Annotated in this window: 8 protein-coding genes and 5 tRNA genes; 4 read left to right on the top strand and 9 right to left on the bottom strand. The window is 32.7% G+C overall.

The annotated features are described in order from the left end of the window. Positions 1–12: 12 nt before the first annotated feature. Entirely contained in the window at positions 13–2,940 is a 2,928-nt protein-coding gene (locus tag BUA73_RS05515; protein WP_072903148.1) for an insulinase family protein, read from the bottom strand. A 265-nt stretch (positions 2,941–3,205) separates the two neighbouring features. Between BUA73_RS05515 and BUA73_RS05510 the strand changes: the two genes are divergently transcribed. Together BUA73_RS05510 and pgmB are read left to right on the top strand one after the other, a co-directional pair. After that, the gene (locus tag BUA73_RS05510) at positions 3,206–5,536 is read left to right on the top strand and encodes a glycoside hydrolase family 65 protein (RefSeq protein ID WP_072903147.1); all 2,331 of its coding nucleotides are present in this window, start codon (positions 3,206–3,208) and stop codon (positions 5,534–5,536) included. Positions 5,537–5,562: 26 nt separating this feature from the next. Then, positions 5,563–6,216 carry a beta-phosphoglucomutase gene (gene pgmB / locus BUA73_RS05505; RefSeq protein ID WP_072903146.1) on the top strand — a complete coding sequence of 218 codons (654 nt, stop codon included), beginning with the start codon at positions 5,563–5,565 and terminating at the stop codon, positions 6,214–6,216. 69 nt (positions 6,217–6,285) lie between these two features. Here the strand turns inward: pgmB and BUA73_RS05500 are convergent, their stop codons facing one another. From BUA73_RS05500 to BUA73_RS05490, 3 genes are all read right to left on the bottom strand, one after another. Beyond that, positions 6,286–11,643, bottom strand: coding sequence for a tetratricopeptide repeat-containing diguanylate cyclase (locus tag BUA73_RS05500; protein ID WP_072903145.1), 5,358 nt, complete (start codon positions 11,641–11,643; stop codon positions 6,286–6,288). 37 nt (positions 11,644–11,680) lie between these two features. After that, positions 11,681–12,547, bottom strand: coding sequence for a type I methionyl aminopeptidase (map, locus tag BUA73_RS05495; RefSeq protein WP_072903144.1), 867 nt, complete (start codon positions 12,545–12,547; stop codon positions 11,681–11,683). A gap of 178 nt (positions 12,548–12,725) precedes the next feature. Continuing rightward, positions 12,726–13,616 (bottom strand): DUF6414 family protein, encoded by an 891-nt coding sequence (locus BUA73_RS05490; protein WP_072903143.1) that lies wholly within the window; start codon positions 13,614–13,616, stop codon positions 12,726–12,728. A 649-nt stretch (positions 13,617–14,265) separates the two neighbouring features. Between BUA73_RS05490 and BUA73_RS05480 the strand changes: the two genes are divergently transcribed. Together BUA73_RS05480 and BUA73_RS05475 are read left to right on the top strand one after the other, a co-directional pair. Then, entirely contained in the window at positions 14,266–15,252 is a 987-nt protein-coding gene (locus BUA73_RS05480; RefSeq protein ID WP_072903141.1) for a DnaD domain protein, read from the top strand. Continuing rightward, entirely contained in the window at positions 15,245–16,237 is a 993-nt protein-coding gene (locus BUA73_RS05475) for an ATP-binding protein (RefSeq protein WP_072903140.1), read from the top strand. Before BUA73_RS05480 ends, BUA73_RS05475 begins: the two co-directional genes overlap by 8 nt. An 85-nt stretch (positions 16,238–16,322) precedes the next feature. Here the strand turns inward: BUA73_RS05475 and BUA73_RS05470 are convergent. From BUA73_RS05470 to BUA73_RS05450, 5 genes are all read right to left on the bottom strand, one after another. Beyond that, positions 16,323–16,398, bottom strand: a tRNA-Thr gene (locus BUA73_RS05470). Positions 16,399–16,412: 14 nt separating this feature from the next. After that, positions 16,413–16,489: transfer RNA gene (locus BUA73_RS05465), tRNA-Asp, on the bottom strand. 6 nt (positions 16,490–16,495) lie between these two features. Further along, positions 16,496–16,571, bottom strand: a tRNA-Val gene (locus BUA73_RS05460). Between the two features lie 24 nt (positions 16,572–16,595). After that, positions 16,596–16,670 (bottom strand) — tRNA-Glu (locus BUA73_RS05455). 8 nt (positions 16,671–16,678) lie between these two features. After that, positions 16,679–16,754: transfer RNA gene (locus BUA73_RS05450), tRNA-Thr, on the bottom strand. Positions 16,755–16,765: the final 11 nt, after the last annotated feature.

Below are 16,765 nucleotides of genomic sequence, written 5' to 3'. Positions count from 1 at the left end.
TACTTTTAATGATTACTGGAACAATTTAATAATATTATTGAACAGCTCTTTATTTTCTCTTATTTTTGTTTCATTTCCTATTACACACATATAATTTTCTTCCATTAACTTTTTGAACATTTCGCTGAAACTTCTTATATCCTCTTCAGTAGTTGACAATACTTCGTCTCTTTCCTGCTGTATCATATCCTGGGATATTCCCTTTATATGGTTCACAAGACCTGCTGTAAGCTTTACGGAAGGTGACATAGGCATATCTAAGTCCCTTACAGCTCCGATTATATACTTTGTCATTTCCCTCTCATCTACCTTGAAGTCCTTAAGATATTTCCACATTTCATCATAAATATTCAATGTGTCCTTCAAATTAGGATCTCTATAGGAAGCAAAGCCTATATTTCCAGATCTAGTAATAACAACAGGGCATCCGTAAGCTCCACCTTGAACTCTTACTTTGTTCCACAAATAATCGAGTCCAAGTATAACTTTTGCCACTAGAAGCTTTCCGGTATACTTGTATCCTAGATTTGTTATGTTGTACTGTTTGCATACATACTGTACGTCCGCCGGTGTTTCTATGCCTTCGTTCTTTTTGCCTTTTTCAAATTCGTACTTCTGCACTTCAATTTCTCTACTTTCCAATACATCCGTAATTAAACTTAAGTTCTCTTCTACAGCCTTAAATTCAGCTTCTTCCCCTGCCACACTTATTATGAGATTATTTTTATTGAATACGGTTTTAGCCACTGTTTCTAGGTTAGTTTTTATTTCTTCTTTTTTATTTTCAAAGTCTTTATCTAAAATAGAAATAAATTTATAGAAATCTATGCCGCTAACTTGTTCTGCATAAGCTGCTCCATCAGAGAAATATGACATTACTCTATGAATTGCCATTCTGTGTGCGCTATCAATCATACTCATTTCCATTCTAGATTTTAATTGTCTTATAAATTCATGTATTTTATCAAATTCATCAAACTTTGTAGATGAAATTATCTCTGCCATAAGTGAAAGCATTTCCTTAGTTTTTTCAGTAAGTGCTCTTCCTCTCATGGTAAACTTAGTACAGAAAGTATCAGTATCATCTATAGATGCATAAGAATCCGCTGAGAAAGATATATCTCCAGTATTAATATTTATTTCATTGGAAAGTTCATTGTAATTATGCTTTGCAGTACTAAGCTTTCCAAGCATATAAGATAACACACTTAGGTAAGGTATAAGCTCCTTTTTCACAGCTGAAGAATCAAAGGACGCAATAAAGTAAACTATCTGGTTAGTAAACTCATCTAAATACAGTACCTTCTCACCGCAAACTTCTCTTTCCACTACTTTTATTTCTTCGGCTTTTTTATTAATGTCATCTCGTGATAATAAAGGAATCTTTGCTAATTGCTCTGGTGTATCCGGTGTTGATTGTCTCTTTTTCAAGGCTACAGTATTTTCTATAATCTCCTCTAATTGTTCCTCACTCATATTGGCCTTTATCTTAGCTAGTTTTTCTTTAAGCTCTTTGTCTTTTTTAGCTGCTAAGGTTTTATCCGGTACAAGAGTTAGTACTGAACTATGAGTATTATCAAGAAGATATTTTTCTATAAGTTTTTCAAAATATCCGTTTTCAGCACCTTCTTTTATGTCTTTTAATAACTTTCCGTACTCTATATAGTTAAATGGACTCTCATCATATAACCAACTTTCAAGGCAATTCATAGCATATATAAGCCCCTTTGGATAATATGAACCGTCACACTCTCTCAATTTAAACTCTGTGGAATTTACGCATCCTTCAACTAACTTTTTATCTATACCATCTTTCACCAGTTTTGCCAGAGTTTCATTTACTATTTTGCAGAATTCTTCTTTTCTGTTTTCATCAGTATCCTTCACGATTATACTGAAAGTTGGCTGAAGAATTCCGCCATCATAACTTCCATATACATCTTTTCCAATTCCAGCTTTAATAAGGGCATTTTTTAATGGAGATGCTGGTGTTTCTAGCAAAATACTCTCTAGTATATCCATACCTAAGTGATCTGTTACATCCTTCTGCGACCCAGTCACATAGTTTAAACTTATCATAGCCTTATCGGTGTCATCATCCTCTTCGGATATAGCATATGGTTTTACCACGTCAACTCTTGCACTGTATGGTTGTTGTATATCAATATGTGAATCCACATTTATTTTATCGAAGTTCTGCAAATACTCATCATCTATCATAGCAAGCTGCTTATCTAAATCGCCATTTCCATATAGTGTTATATAACTATTGCATGGGTGATAGTATTTTTTATGGAATTCAACAAACTTCTCTTGTGTAAGGTCTGGAATAAACTCAGGGTCTCCACCTGATTCGTAGAAGTATGTTGTATCTTTAAATAAAGTTTCCTGTATCTTTCTAAATAGTACTCCTTCTGGAGATGAGAATGCTCCTCTCATTTCATTATACACGACACCTTTGTATGTCAATGGCTCATTTTTATCTTCGATTTCATAATGCCATCCTTCTTGCATCATAATTTCCTTAGTGTCTCGAAGGTTAGGATAAAAAACGGCATCCAAATATACAGACATGAGGTTAATAAAATCTTTGTCATTCTTACTTGCTACAGGATACATGGTTTTATCAGGGAATGTAAAGGCATTAAGGAATGTATTCAGTGATCCCTTTATTAAATCTACAAAAGGCTCCTTTGTAGGATACTTGTCTGAACCACATAATACAGAGTGTTCTAATATATGTGGAACTCCAGTGCTATCCTCTACTGGTGTTCTAAATGCAATAGTAAATACCTTATTATCATCATCGTTATTTAAAGCAAATAATCTTGCTCCACTCTTTTCGTGTTGAAATATTCTTCCTATCCCATTTATCTCTTTAATATCTTTTTCTTCAATTAGTTTAAATCCATGATACACTTCATTAATTTTAAAATTCATATACAGTCTCCTCTCCATTTCAAATCAATTATATTGTCCCCTAAAATCAGTGCTTAATACTATATTGCACACCCTTTAGGTAGTTATCGTACATTGTAAACCTAGTATTAATATAAGTTTAGTATATATCATAGAAAATAACAAGAAATTAAAAAATTAATACAAAATTTTAAATGTAAAATTGCATTGTACATTAATGTATATGTCATAGTATAATTAGAATTGTAACAAATTTATATTATTATTTATTGTAAAGGGTGGTTTGATGATTAAAAACTTTTTTTCTAAAAATTTAAGTGGCTTAATCAGTGATGATTCTTGGATAATTGAACAAACTGAATACTGCCAAAAAGATAACCTTGTGTATGAAACGAACTTTGCACTGACAAATGGGTATATGTGCATTCGAGGTTCCCATGAAGAGGAGACAAGAAATAGCCTTCCATGTACATACCTTGCAGGTATATTCGACAAATCTGAGGCTTTTATGATGGAACTTGCCAATACGCCGAATTTTGTTCCATTAAAACTGTACGTAGAGAGAAACCTCATTGGTATAGAGGACTGCGAAATATTGGAGTTTAAAAGAGCTCTTGATATGAAAAAAGGCATTTTGTTTAAGAGATTTAAGCTTAGAGACATTGAAGGAAAAGAAACACTTATTGAAGAATATAGGTTTGTAAGTAGGGATAACCTTCATAGAGCTGGAAGCCGTTTCTTTGTTACTCCTCTAAACTACTCAGGGATCATGGAAATGGAGCAAATTATTGATGGAACTGTTCTAAACTTTAAGGATTTTCCAAGGTTTAGAGTAAAACATACCGAAACTCTAGAGGTAAGCAATCTTAATGGACGTGGATGCTATGTTGAATGCAAAACTAGAGATAGAGATTATCATATTGGTACAGGCTCCGTAGTGAGGGTACATAAGTTAGAAAATAATCACAATGTTATAAAAAGTAAACGATACTCTACTTTTGGAGAAGTATCCTTAGAATTCTCTGATTTTGATGTTAAAGAAAACGAAACCATAGTTATAGATAGATTTAATTCCATATATACCGAAAGGGAAGTACCTAGAAATCTTGTAAAAGCCAGCGTAGATAAGGAAATCAGTGATTTCATTGAAACTACTATGGAGAAAGAACTTCAACGACATATAGAACACTACGAAAAGCTATGGTATATAGCCGATATTAAAATTAATGGGGATGAACTTGTAGATAAGGCTCTTAGGTTTAACATATTCCATCTTATGAGCACTGCCAACAAGAACGACAATACTGTAAGCCTTGGAGCAAAACTTCTTCACGGTGAAGAGTATGGTGGACACACTTACTGGGATACAGAAATCTTTATGTTGCCATTCTTCGCATTTACAAGTCCTGACACTGCAAGAACGTTGCTAGAGTATAGATACAATCTTCTTCCTATGGCTCGTAAAAATGCCATTGGCAGTGGCTACCGTGGAGCAAAATACCCTTGGGAATCAGCTGATGACGGTACAGAACAATGCCCAGCATGGACAATTGAACCAGATGGTTCTTGCTATAGGTGCTATGTGGCAGACTATGAACACCATATAACTGCCGATGTGGCCTTTGGTATATACAATTACTTCTCATTAACAGGGGATATAGACTTCATGTTGAAACAGGGTGCAGAAATAATCCTTGAAACTGCTCGTTTTTGGGTATCTAGATGTATATACAACAGTGAAATGGACAGATATGAGATTCCAAGAGTAACTGGCCCAGACGAATGGCATGAGCCTGTTGATAACAACTGCTACACTAATTACCTGGCAAGATGGAACATAGGAAAAGGTTTTGAAATGCTAGATATGCTTAAAAAGGACTACTCAAAAGAGTATGATGATATAGTATCTAGAATATGTCTTATTGAAGATGAGTTAAAACAATGGCAGGAAGTTTATGATAAAATTTATATTCCATTTAATAAACAAGATAAACTTATGGAACAATTTGAAGGATACTTTAAATTACCTGATTTCACTATAAGCGAATACGATGAAAATGATATGCCTATAATTCCCGAAGAAGCTAGAAAAATGGGCCTTAGAAACACTTGTATAAATAAACAGGCTGACGTGGTAATGCTTATGTTCCTTCTACCTGAGGAATTTGATGATGACATAAAGAAGATAAACTATGACTACTATGAAAAACGTACATCTCATCGTTCTTCACTAAGTCCAAGTATTTTCTCCATTATGGGACTAAAAATAGGGGATCACTCCATGGCCTATAAATATCTTAAGCGCTCTGCTCTTGTAGACCTTCACAACAATCAGGGCAACACTAGAGAAGGATTCCATGCAGCATCTTCCGGTGGAACATGGCAATCAGTAATGTTCGGTTTCGCAGGTATGGGTGTAGATAAAAATGGTATGCTTTACTTCAAACCATGGCTCCCTGAGCATTGGGGTAATTTGGAGTTCAAAATTTACTTTAAAGAAAATCTTCTAAGCATTAAGCTAAATATGAACTCTATTGAAGCCAAGATCTTAGAAGGTCCTTGTGATACCATGAAAATTAAATTCAACAATGAAATAAGAGATATAGCTAAAATATAAGATATAACACAAAGGAGATTATGGTTATGAGTATAAAAGCCATTATATTTGACTTAGATGGGGTAATTGTAACCACAGACAATTACCACTATGAAGCTTGGAAAATGCTTGCTGATGAAAAAGGAGTCTATTTTGATAGGGATATCAATGAACGCCTTCGTGGTGTAAGCCGTATGGAAAGCCTTAATATTGTTCTTGAAAACAGCAGTCGTGTTTTTTCAGAAGAAGAGAAGAATGAAATGACAGAAAGAAAGAACAACTACTACAAGGATCTTATAAGAAAGTTGACACCAGAGGATATACTTCCTGGAGTAATAGAGTTACTTAGAGATTTAAAGGATAACAACATAAAAGTTGCCATAGGATCCTCTAGCAAAAATGCTCCTTCTATCCTGAAGTATATTGGACTCACAAAAGAATTTGATGCTGTAGTGGATGGAAATAATATAAGCCACAGCAAGCCTCATCCTGAAGTTTTTCTAAAGTGTGCTGAAGCCCTTGATTTAAAACCTGAAGAATGTGTAGTTGTAGAAGATGCTGAAGCCGGAGTTCAAGCAGCCCTTGCAGCTAAAATGAAAGTACTTGCAGTGGGGTTTGCCTGTAAGTGCTGTAAAAATACAGCGACTATATGCAGAGAAGATCTTTCAAAAACCAATTGTAGTGAACTAGTAAATCTATAATTTAAACCTATAGACACATAACGCCATTAGAAAAGCTGTAGTTTTTCACAATGGCGTTATTTTTTATGTTTAAATTTTTTGATGACCTATCTCCATAAACAATGGTGTAGCCATGCTTAATAATAAATTTACCATACTGTAATCTTCATAAGAAAATTCCTTTGTTTTTGTAGAGACAATAAGATACACTATGGCGAGTACTCTCTCAGAATAAAGAACAGGGCTCACAATAACAGATTTCCAATCTGGAAAGTTAGATATAGGATCCACTTCAAAAGGGTTATCCCAATCAACCATGAATATTCCCTCTTTATCATTCTTTACATCTCTTATTAGATTTTCATTGAACTTTATATTCCTCTGATACAAGTTATCATTCACCTGGATATACTGGTTTATGCACTCATTAGAATCAACGAGAAATAGATTAGAAAACTCACTTTCTGTAACATCTGATATTATAGTGATGACCTTCTCTATTTTTTCGCTAACAGGTCTAGCTTCCTTTATTAACTTGATTATCTCCAATACATAGCTAAATCTTTTTTCTTCCTGCATAACAGCTTTCATAACTGTGCTAGACAAATGCTGCATACCGTGAGAAAACCGTCCGAAATCATCGCACCAAGCTACAACCTGATTTCTTCCCCTGTTTTTTGCTATATAAAGCGCCTTGTCAGCCTTCTCGATAAGTTCTATACTATCTTGACCATCCTCCGGGAAACAAGAGACACCTATACTCACCGTAACTTTCCTTCTCTCCCCAAGCATTTTGCTTTCCTCTATAGATTTTCTAAGCTTCTCAGCACAGGTTACTCCTGCTGTCTTGTCACTGTTTGGAAGAACTACTAGAAGTTCTTCTCCACCATACCTTCCAAAAATATCTGCACTTCTTATTTTATTTCTTATAAGCTCTGATGTCTCCCTTAAAACTTTATCTCCTACTTGATGGCCGAAGTTATCATTTACATATTTGAATTTATCCAGATCCAACATCAAAATACTGCATTTCTTTCTGTTTTTCTTGCTTTCCTCCAATGCTTCTTTTAAGGTAATATCTAAATATTTTCTTGTAAGTGCTCCTGTTAGCCTATCGTAGAACGCACTATTTTTAAGGTTAATTTTATCGAGAATTATACCTGCAAGTTTGATAACATTTCCGATTTTAAATATTCTCTTTTCAACGTAAGACTCGAAAATAGGATTTATCTCTATATAAATGTATCCCACCAGATTATCTTTTTTAACATTAGTTTTTCGCCTGTCATTTATAAAATGTTCATCCCCCATAACTTCCCATGAAACTATTATTGGTATGCAAAAGGTAACTACAAAATCACCTTCATACTCCTTTACAATCTGCCTTGTAGTTTTGCATCTTCTAAGTCTTTCATCCATCTTTATGTCAATTTGGGTATTGTCCTCTGTGTTGTCTACTATCTGGAATCTGTCATCGGAATTAGATACTATTACGCTCTTATCCGCAAAAAAAGTATGACTTAAATATTTGTTTAACACATTTATATTGTGATAGTCATCGCCATTGAGCATTTCTACAATGGATGTAAAATCATTTATTATATAATTATCATAATAATTGTATATGTTTTTGAACTTTCTTATCTTCATCTGCGCCCTAAAGCTATCCATTTTTAGGGTAACTCCATCGATGTGAACTAGGTTATATAAACTATCAACAGGCTTTCCCTTTATGACAAAATACTTATCTGAAGAGTATATTTTTTTAAAGTAATGCTCTAGATTAAACGCCTTTGTATATGTTTCATAGCATTTATTTGTGCACTTATTTAATAGTTTTCTTACAGAAATAGCTGCTATGCAAAGGCATATATCAGCATCCATAAGTTTTTCTTTATTTAAGTACAACTTTCTCATATAAAGGGCAGTTATATAGCAAGACTCATTTAAATTTTTATTTCTACTTAGTCTTAAATTCCCCTTTAATATCCTTATTTTTTTATCATAATTATCTTCTACCAGGGCCTTTAAAAGATTGTAACTGCACATATCCACCTTATCATTATCTTCAATTTTACCTTCTATTTGAGGTAAATTTAAATTTATGAATGGGATAATCTCTTCTTCTCTATCACGAAGAACATAGTGTTTTGCTATGCGAGTAATAATATTTAGGCTATAAGAGTAGTTTGTTATCCTTTTCAAATTGTGGTTTATTACTTGGAAGTTTTTATAAACTTTCTTGCCAATAAAAATGTTAGCTGATGCCTCATAAATCCTTATATAGTTGTGAAATATTATTATATCGTTTAGATTTATCTTATTGCACTGTTCAGCGTAATAAAATGTGTTTTCGTAGTCTCCAATCCAAAGATTAAAGCACATCATTATAGAATAATGTTCTAACTTATTATTGCTCTCCTCAGTTTCTCCAATTTTTTCATATAAAATTCTACCTATTCTGTAGCTATCGTATGCCTCACAAATATCTTCTAAAATAACATTACAGTTGCAATTTATTACATTGCAATATATATTGTAAAAACTTTCAGAGTCGCCCATTAATTCTCGATTCTCTTTGCACTCCCTCATAGCCTTATCGTATTCATGACCATAAAAGTAAGAAATAGCTAGATTATTTTTAGCCCTAATTATATTTATTATTTCACCATATTCTTCGGAAATATCCTTTGCCAATTTACTGTATTTAACGGTTTTTTCTGCATTTTGATAGTAATCGCAATATATAACAGTGAGATTTGTGTATGCTTTATATAAAACAAGTTTGTTGTCATATTCCACTGCATATTTTATAGCCATATTGGCAGTTTTTAAAGCTTCTTCAATGTGACCAATTGTTATATATACATAACATAAAGTGTTGTATATACCCGCTTTTAAAACATCATAATCCTCCTTTATGATATCCAGCGCCTTTAAGCATAAATCTTTACTCTGCTTAATCTCATTTTTGTAACTATGATAAGTGGCCTTAAGATGGCATATCTTCGCTGCATTGTAGTTATCACAATTGTCTTCTAGTAGATTTTCCATTTTTGATATATACAACTCTAACTTCTTTTCATTTCTTGTACATTCATAGACGTTACAAAGGTTTTCAAGTATTACTACACTTGTATCTCTATCATTTAGTTTAGAATTATCTTCAAAAGCCTGTTTATAAATTAATTGGCACATTTCAAAGTTAAATTGTTTGAAATACAATCTTCCCATGCTTATCATTATATTAATTTTTAGATTATCTGATTCACCCCTATTGTACGCCTTTAATGCTTTATCGAAGTAAGTTAATGCCTTATTCTCTAAATTGTCTTGTAGGCACAAATGGGCATTTTCTACGTTGTATTTTATTATTCTTTTTTTATCATTCACAGTATCCACTTGGTAAATTAATTCATCTAATATGGATATATCACCAAGGTTATATATGTCCTCAAGGATACCTATTGTAATCATAGCTATATACTCATGAAGTTCTTTATTTATTGTGTTTCTTATGGCAGTTTTCATATAACGATTATTAAAATCCACAGTGTAATCATCCTCATCGTAGACTATTTCTAAAATGTTTCCATTAATAAGTTTGCTATAATTTTCTTTGCCATAAATCTCTAACTTGCTCTTTGCAACTTCGATGATCTTGCTGCTAACTGGATTCTTAAATATGCTGAGCAATTGCAGTGCATATATTTCTTTTGCATCAAGGCCCTTAAGTTGTTCTCTTGCAGCATCTTTTATATCTGTAAGTTCAACACTGCTAAGAGCTGTATTAATTCGCCACATGCCTGTATCTTTATCTGTATATATTCTTTTTGTAACGTAAAGATTTTTAATAGTCTCTTCTATAAGAAGAGGGTTTCCCTTTGAACGCTCGTAAATATTGGCACCAATGTGGGATGGCAACTCTTTTACGCCTAAAATTTGCGATACTATTTTATCGCTTTCAAATCTACCCACGGGTTTTAATTGTATTTTTATAACGTTATTATCTATTGAAGGCTCAGTGATCCACTTTTCAAAATCCGATTTCATGGAAAGTTTCTCACACCTACAAGCCATGATAATAAACACCTTACAGTTCATACTGCATATATATTTTATAAGGTCCACAGTAATGTCATCTGCCGATGTTATATCATCTATTATTATTATTATAGGCCTTGCCTTGCAATATTCTCTTATAAAGGAAGCTGCCCTATTTATAAAAATCATTCTAATCTTGTCCGTACCAGAGGAGTTTTTCTGTAAAAGAACACTCTTGTTTTTCATTCCCACCAAAATATCATTTATGGTATCTTCATATTGGGCCATAACATCATCAGGACAATTCTCTATCATTTTGCTTATTATGTTTAAACTAATGCTCTCATCCTTTGAATCCATTCTCTTATTGATATTTGAAAAAACTCTTTCCCCCATGGATTGAAGATAGTAAGCCACGCTCTTTAAAACTTTAGTTTTTCCTATACCCTCTTCTCCGTAAAGAACGTACACCTTTTCTGCACTATTATCTATTTTAAACCTGTTATATGATTCAACTACATTGTCCACGTATTCTTGCCGAGAAGTAAGTTCCGTATCAAAATTCAACTGTTCTGGTTCTAAATTTTTAAACACTGGATAACTAGCATTAAAAATACTGTTGTACTTAAGTATTGCTTGGCGCACACTAAAGATTTCCTTCTTAAACACCATAAGAAATGCTAGCTTCATAAGTTTATCATATGAATTACCACTGTCTACATGATTGTATACTTCATTCTCATAATATGAACGAAGTATCTCCACCGCTGCTTTCCCGTTGGTTATTCCATTTATAAGTCCAACGAGCAGCACTCCAAGAGCACACATATCCTTGTCGTAAGAACTTTGAAATCTAAACCTGCTCAACTCCGACAGATCTTCATAAGAGGAGTACTTCTTTTCATACTTAATAAACTTGCTGCTGTACATATCCCTTAGCACAAGCTTAAAATTGCCGTTTTTTTCTTTAAGCATAAGGTTTTCAAAACATATATTTTCATACACTCTTTCCTTGGCATGCAGTAACGCTATGGATTGGCAGAGATCAATAAATATTTCACTTATTTTCTCACTGCCAAGAGAGGATATCTTTGACAAATCAACTTGATTATCATCATAATCACAAACATAATAGTACTTTATATCATCTGTTAGTTTTCCATCTATGGATTGAATAATATCATAATCTATTATACTTACGATGTTTTCAGTGTGTATTCTTTTTATTGAGGAAACAATCCGTTCAAAATCCGTTAAGTAACTTGAAGGAATGCTGTCATTTTTTAATAAACTTAATTCGTAGTATTTTTCCTCATTTGATATATGATACACAAGATAAGTAACATAACAAATATATTCATTTAACTTTTTTACTATCCTATATTTATTGTTAATTACGTCCATTATCCATATCCTCCCTTCCCATATATTATTGTAAAAATTAAGTCAATACATCAAATCCACTATCTGTAACTACTAAAGTGTGCTCCCACTGTGCTGACAACTTATTATCTATAGTAACAGAAGTCCACCCATCACTAAGTATCTTAATATCAGGCTTTCCTAAATTAAGCATGGGTTCAATAGTAAATACCATGCCGGGCAGCAATATCATACCCTCTCCTTTTTCTCCTATGTGAGATATGAAGGGTTCTTCGTGGAACTTTATACCTACACCATGACCACCGTATTCGTACACAACGGAATATCCTTTTTCCTCAGCAAACTTGCTGATAGCATACCCTATATCTCCTACTGTATTGTAGGGTTTCACTTGTTGCATCCCTAGTTCCAATGCAGTACGAGTATCATTTACAAGGTCAACCGCTTCTTTACTGGCTTCCCCAACTATGTACATTCTACTTGCATCAGCATAATAACCATTTAGAATAGTAGTGACATCTACGTTTACTATATCCCCTTCCTTGAACTTTGTTTTTTCATTTGGTATACCGTGACACACAACCTCATTTATTGATACGCACACACTTTTAGGGTACCCTTCAAAACCTAGCGTAGCAGGTATTCCTCCATGCTCTACAGTGTAATTATGAACAAAAGTGTTGACTTCCTCAGTGCTCACTCCTGGTTTCATAAGATCTGCCACTAAATCTAAAATATTATGGGTTATAACACCACTCTTTCGTATTCCATCAATCTGCTCTTGAGTTTTAATAATATCTCTAGGAATTTTGCATCCAAGCTGTCTTCCTAACTTTTTTAAAAACTCATCTTGGTCCATATGGCATTTTTTATATTTTAATCCACTTCCACACCAACATAAATCATTTCTTTTTACATTTTTCATAGACATTAGTTTAATTTATTAAACTAATCTCACCTCCATCCTAAGATACACTTTCTTATTTGCATTATAATTAAAATTTTATTTTTATTTTATTTTCTAAAATTTTTTTGTTATAATTTTGCAAATAAAATACGTTCTAATTATTAGTATAATATATTTTCACCTATTGTCAAACAGTTTAAAAATATATAGCCAGGGGTATTATTTTGTATATGCAGTCCCCATTATTATCTTCCAAAAAATTGTCAGGTATTCTAATATTGTCTGTAATTTTATTTATATCATTAATTTTATTTTCCAGCTTATCCATTTCCATATAATTGATAAATTTGTCACAATATGTGCAAACTCTTCTACTTTTATTATTATTATTGTCTTTGTCAACAACCTCCGACTCTTGTGATGGCTCTAATTTTTTTATTACCTTTCCTATTATGGTAACAGGGCCTTCTAGCATATTTCCAAAAGCCCCCTCTATAAATTCATCTTCTATTATAAATGTAAATCTAATATTATTGTGTTTGAATTTCTCCGTAATAAGTCTTGTATTTTTACTTTCATTATATTTTCTTAACTCGTCATGAGCTTTTTGAACTAAATCCACATCATTTAATTGGGAGGCTTTGCTCTTATTTAAATAAGACATACTATTTACAACGGATTCAATTTCCTGAAACCATCTTATAAGATGATCCTCCATCAGTTCACAATGGACTTCAATATAATCTCCCGCATTTATTTGTGTGGGATTTATATCATCTTGATCTATTTTCTTTATCATACTTTGTTGCCTTAATATTCTCATTAATTGTACGAAAACGTCTATTCTCTTTACCCGTATTTGTGCATAATTTTCCCTAGAGTATTCATTTAAAAGTTGTAGCTTAAAATCTCCCTGTACATATTGCCCCTTAATTAATTCTCTTAAAGGGGTATCTATGTTAACAACGACTTGTTCCCTTAAATCATTTTTTAATGAGAGAGATAATTCCTCCACTAATATTGTAAATAAATTATCCACCATAATCGAGTTCAAATATAATGGTATTATAGCACTTTTATTCATCATATATTATCCCCCAAAAACACTTCTAATAGAATATTGTTTAACCATTAGTAAATTTGTGTTGTATTTTATAATACATTTTGGTAAAATCTAATTATAGTTTGTTGATAAGTTGTTGATAAGTTGTTTATAACGTGTTAATAGTTTTTACCTTCTCAAAAAGCTATTAGCAATTTTAAGGCATACAGTAAGATCCCTCTCTGTATGTCTCTTTTTATAATATGCTAATTTCATATCCAAAATTCCCTTTTCTATCCACATGGGGTTAAACAAAAGAGCTCTCTTTTTTTGAGAACCCCTATTGTATACCAAAAAAGTTTTTATTCTTATGGCTAAGTGCTGGCAAAAAGAATATATATATTAAGCGCTAAATAAAAAACCCAAAATATAATAAATAATCTACAAAGAACCTTTCCCAAAGTTTTAAATAATTTAATTTTGAACATATTTATAATTAAACTGAAAAACAATGTTATAATAGAACCATACAGACTGACAGTATACAATACATTGCTTAAAATGCTAATGGTCATGACACTCTACTCCTCTAAAACTAAACTATCTTTATAAATAAATTAATAAGATATTTATATTATCGTAGAGTTGTGGATTCTATTAACATTATTTTAAATATAAATTAAAGGATGATATAATGAATACTTTTATTTTCAACAACAAAAATAGTGCCTACACCTCTGTAAGCAACACCTTCATAGAAAACTACATGCCTGAAGCTAGGGGGGAGTACGTAAAAATATATATCTTAGGGCTTAAATACTCTTGTTGCGGTGAACCAGGGGTTTCCTCCTCTGTCATAGCTCAAAAGCTTGATTTACTTGAATCCGATGTTTTAAATGCGTGGATGTACTGGAATGACAAAAATGTAATAAGGCTTAAATCCCTTAACAACGGCAGTTATTCTATTGAATTCCTAAATTTAAATAGAGAAGAAGTTTCTTCAGAAAGCAGTATAAATTTATTAGAAGAATTAAATAATAAAAATATAAAGGATATGCTTAAAGATATTGAAAAGCTTCTTGGAAGAACGCTGTCGTCAAAAGAAATAACTATGTATCTGTCTTGGCAAAAGGATTTCAACTTTTCTCCTGAGATGATACTGCTGCTAATCCAATATTGTGCTTCAAAAAATAAAACTGATTACAGGTATATAGAGAAAATAGCTATTTCTTGGTTTGACAATAATATCAAAACTGTGGATGATGCACAAATGTCTATAAAGTCACGAGAAGATACCTGGGTTAAAATAAACCAAATCAGAACTTATCTTGGAATGAGCAATTCAGACATGATGAAACCTCAAGAGGATTTATTGAATAAGTGGATTAACACTTATAAATTCCAGCTAAATATCATTTACAAAGCTTGTGATATTTGCTTCCAACGCCTTAGTAAAACTGATTTTAAGTATATTGATGCCATTCTGGGAAATTGGTTCAAGGCAAATCTAACTACTTTAGAGGATATTGAGAAACACGACATAAATACTAAGCCAAATTACAAGAAGTATGGCAACAACAATTCTTCCAGTAGCAAGGGCAACTTTACGAATTATGAGCAAAGAACTTATGATTTTGCGACTTTAGAGAAAAAATTATTAGGATGGGATAATAATGATTAAAAAATATGATAGGGAGCTTTCTGAGAAATACGAAAATATACGAAAGCAAAACAAAGATATTCTTCAGCGCAACAGAGAGACTATCGCAAAGGAAGTACCTGAAGTTATAGAAATAGAAGAGAAAATTGCAAAGCTATGCATTGATGTTTCCATTAGCACTTTAAAAAAGATGGACAATAGAGAGCAATTTCTTTTAGATTTAAGAGAACAAATAACAAATCTGAGAATTAAAAAATCTGAGCTATTAGTAGCCCATGGATATTCTATGGATTATCTAAATCTACCTTACACTTGTGAGAAATGCCAGGACACTGGATACGTGGGAAACAAAAAATGTTCTTGCTATAAAAAGTACCTCACAGAGATTTATTATAAATCATCAAATTTAAAGGATTTATTGTCTCAGTGCAATTTTGCAACTTTTGATATCAATCTTTATGAAGACAAGATAACAGGTCGTGAACCAAAGTCCCCAAGGGATAATATGGAAACAAATCTAGCTGTCTCTATAAATTTTGTTAAGAATTTTTATAGAAGCGATGAAAATTTATTCTTCTATGGAAGTCCTGGCATCGGCAAAACTTTTCTTTCTTGTTCCATAGCTAGAGCACTTCTAGATAGTGGTGTACTTGTACTATATCGAACTTGTGATGATCTTATAAGAGATTTTAAACAAATAAGGTTTAAAGAGGATCAATCACTTCAAGAATTACTTTTAGAATGCGATCTTCTCATTATAGACGATCTTGGCACAGAGTTTAACAATGATTTTACTAAAAGCGAACTTTTCAATCTTATTAATAAGCGATTATTGACAAATAAAAAAATGATTATTTCTTCTAATTTTAGTTTAGAAAAAATAATGGAAATCTATAGCGATAGAATTTCATCTAGACTTTTGGGGAATTTTACTTTATGTAAGTTCTACGGTGAAGATATAAGAGTAAAATTGAATTTAATAAAAAACCCAGTATCACTTAGATAGAAAAATCCTGCAAGATCTTTTGCAGGATTTTTTATTAAAACAACTAAAAAAAACTTATGTTTTACATAAGTTATCAACACAATTATGGAGCTGGCAATAGGAATCGAACCTACAACCTGCTGATTACAAGTCAGCTGCTCTGCCAGTTGAGCCATGCCAGCATGTTTTAAAAAAATGGCGACCTAGAAGGGACTCGAACCCTCGACCTTCGGCGTGACAGGCCGACACTCTAACCAACTGAGCCACTAGGCCATTTTTTGGTGGTCGCAATAGGGATCGAACCTATGACCCTCTGCTTGTAAGGCAGATGCTCTCCCAGCTGAGCTATGCGACCATGTTTATTATTTAATTATATAAATGGTGACTCCTAGGGGAATCGAACCCCTGTTACCACCGTGAAAGGGTGGTGTCTTAACCGCTTGACCAAGGAGCCATGTATTTTGGAGCTGGCAATAGGAATCGAACCTACAACCTGCTGATTACAAGTCAGCTGCTCTGCCAGTTGAGCCATGCCAGCATGTTTTAAAA

Source organism: Hathewaya proteolytica DSM 3090 (assembly GCF_900142225.1).
Lineage (GTDB): Bacteria > Bacillota > Clostridia > Clostridiales > Clostridiaceae > Hathewaya > Hathewaya proteolytica.
Note: the sequence above shows the minus strand (reverse complement) of the source record. Positions and strands in the feature narration are given on the sequence as shown.

What these genes read in the sequence shown, in the direction of transcription:
- BUA73_RS05490 (WP_072903143.1), bottom strand. Translation starts at nt 13,616, where the DNA reads ATGATGAATAAAAGTGCTATAATACCATTATATTTGAACTCGATTATG.
- BUA73_RS05475 (WP_072903140.1), top strand. Translation starts at nt 15,245, where the DNA reads ATGATTAAAAAATATGATAGGGAGCTTTCTGAGAAATACGAAAATATA.
- map (WP_072903144.1), bottom strand. Translation starts at nt 12,547, where the DNA reads ATGAAAAATGTAAAAAGAAATGATTTATGTTGGTGTGGAAGTGGATTA.
- BUA73_RS05510 (WP_072903147.1), top strand. Translation starts at nt 3,206, where the DNA reads ATGATTAAAAACTTTTTTTCTAAAAATTTAAGTGGCTTAATCAGTGAT.
- pgmB (WP_072903146.1), top strand. Translation starts at nt 5,563, where the DNA reads ATGAGTATAAAAGCCATTATATTTGACTTAGATGGGGTAATTGTAACC.
- BUA73_RS05480 (WP_072903141.1), top strand. Translation starts at nt 14,266, where the DNA reads ATGAATACTTTTATTTTCAACAACAAAAATAGTGCCTACACCTCTGTA.
- BUA73_RS05500 (WP_072903145.1), bottom strand. Translation starts at nt 11,643, where the DNA reads ATGGACGTAATTAACAATAAATATAGGATAGTAAAAAAGTTAAATGAA.
- BUA73_RS05515 (WP_072903148.1), bottom strand. Translation starts at nt 2,940, where the DNA reads ATGAATTTTAAAATTAATGAAGTGTATCATGGATTTAAACTAATTGAA.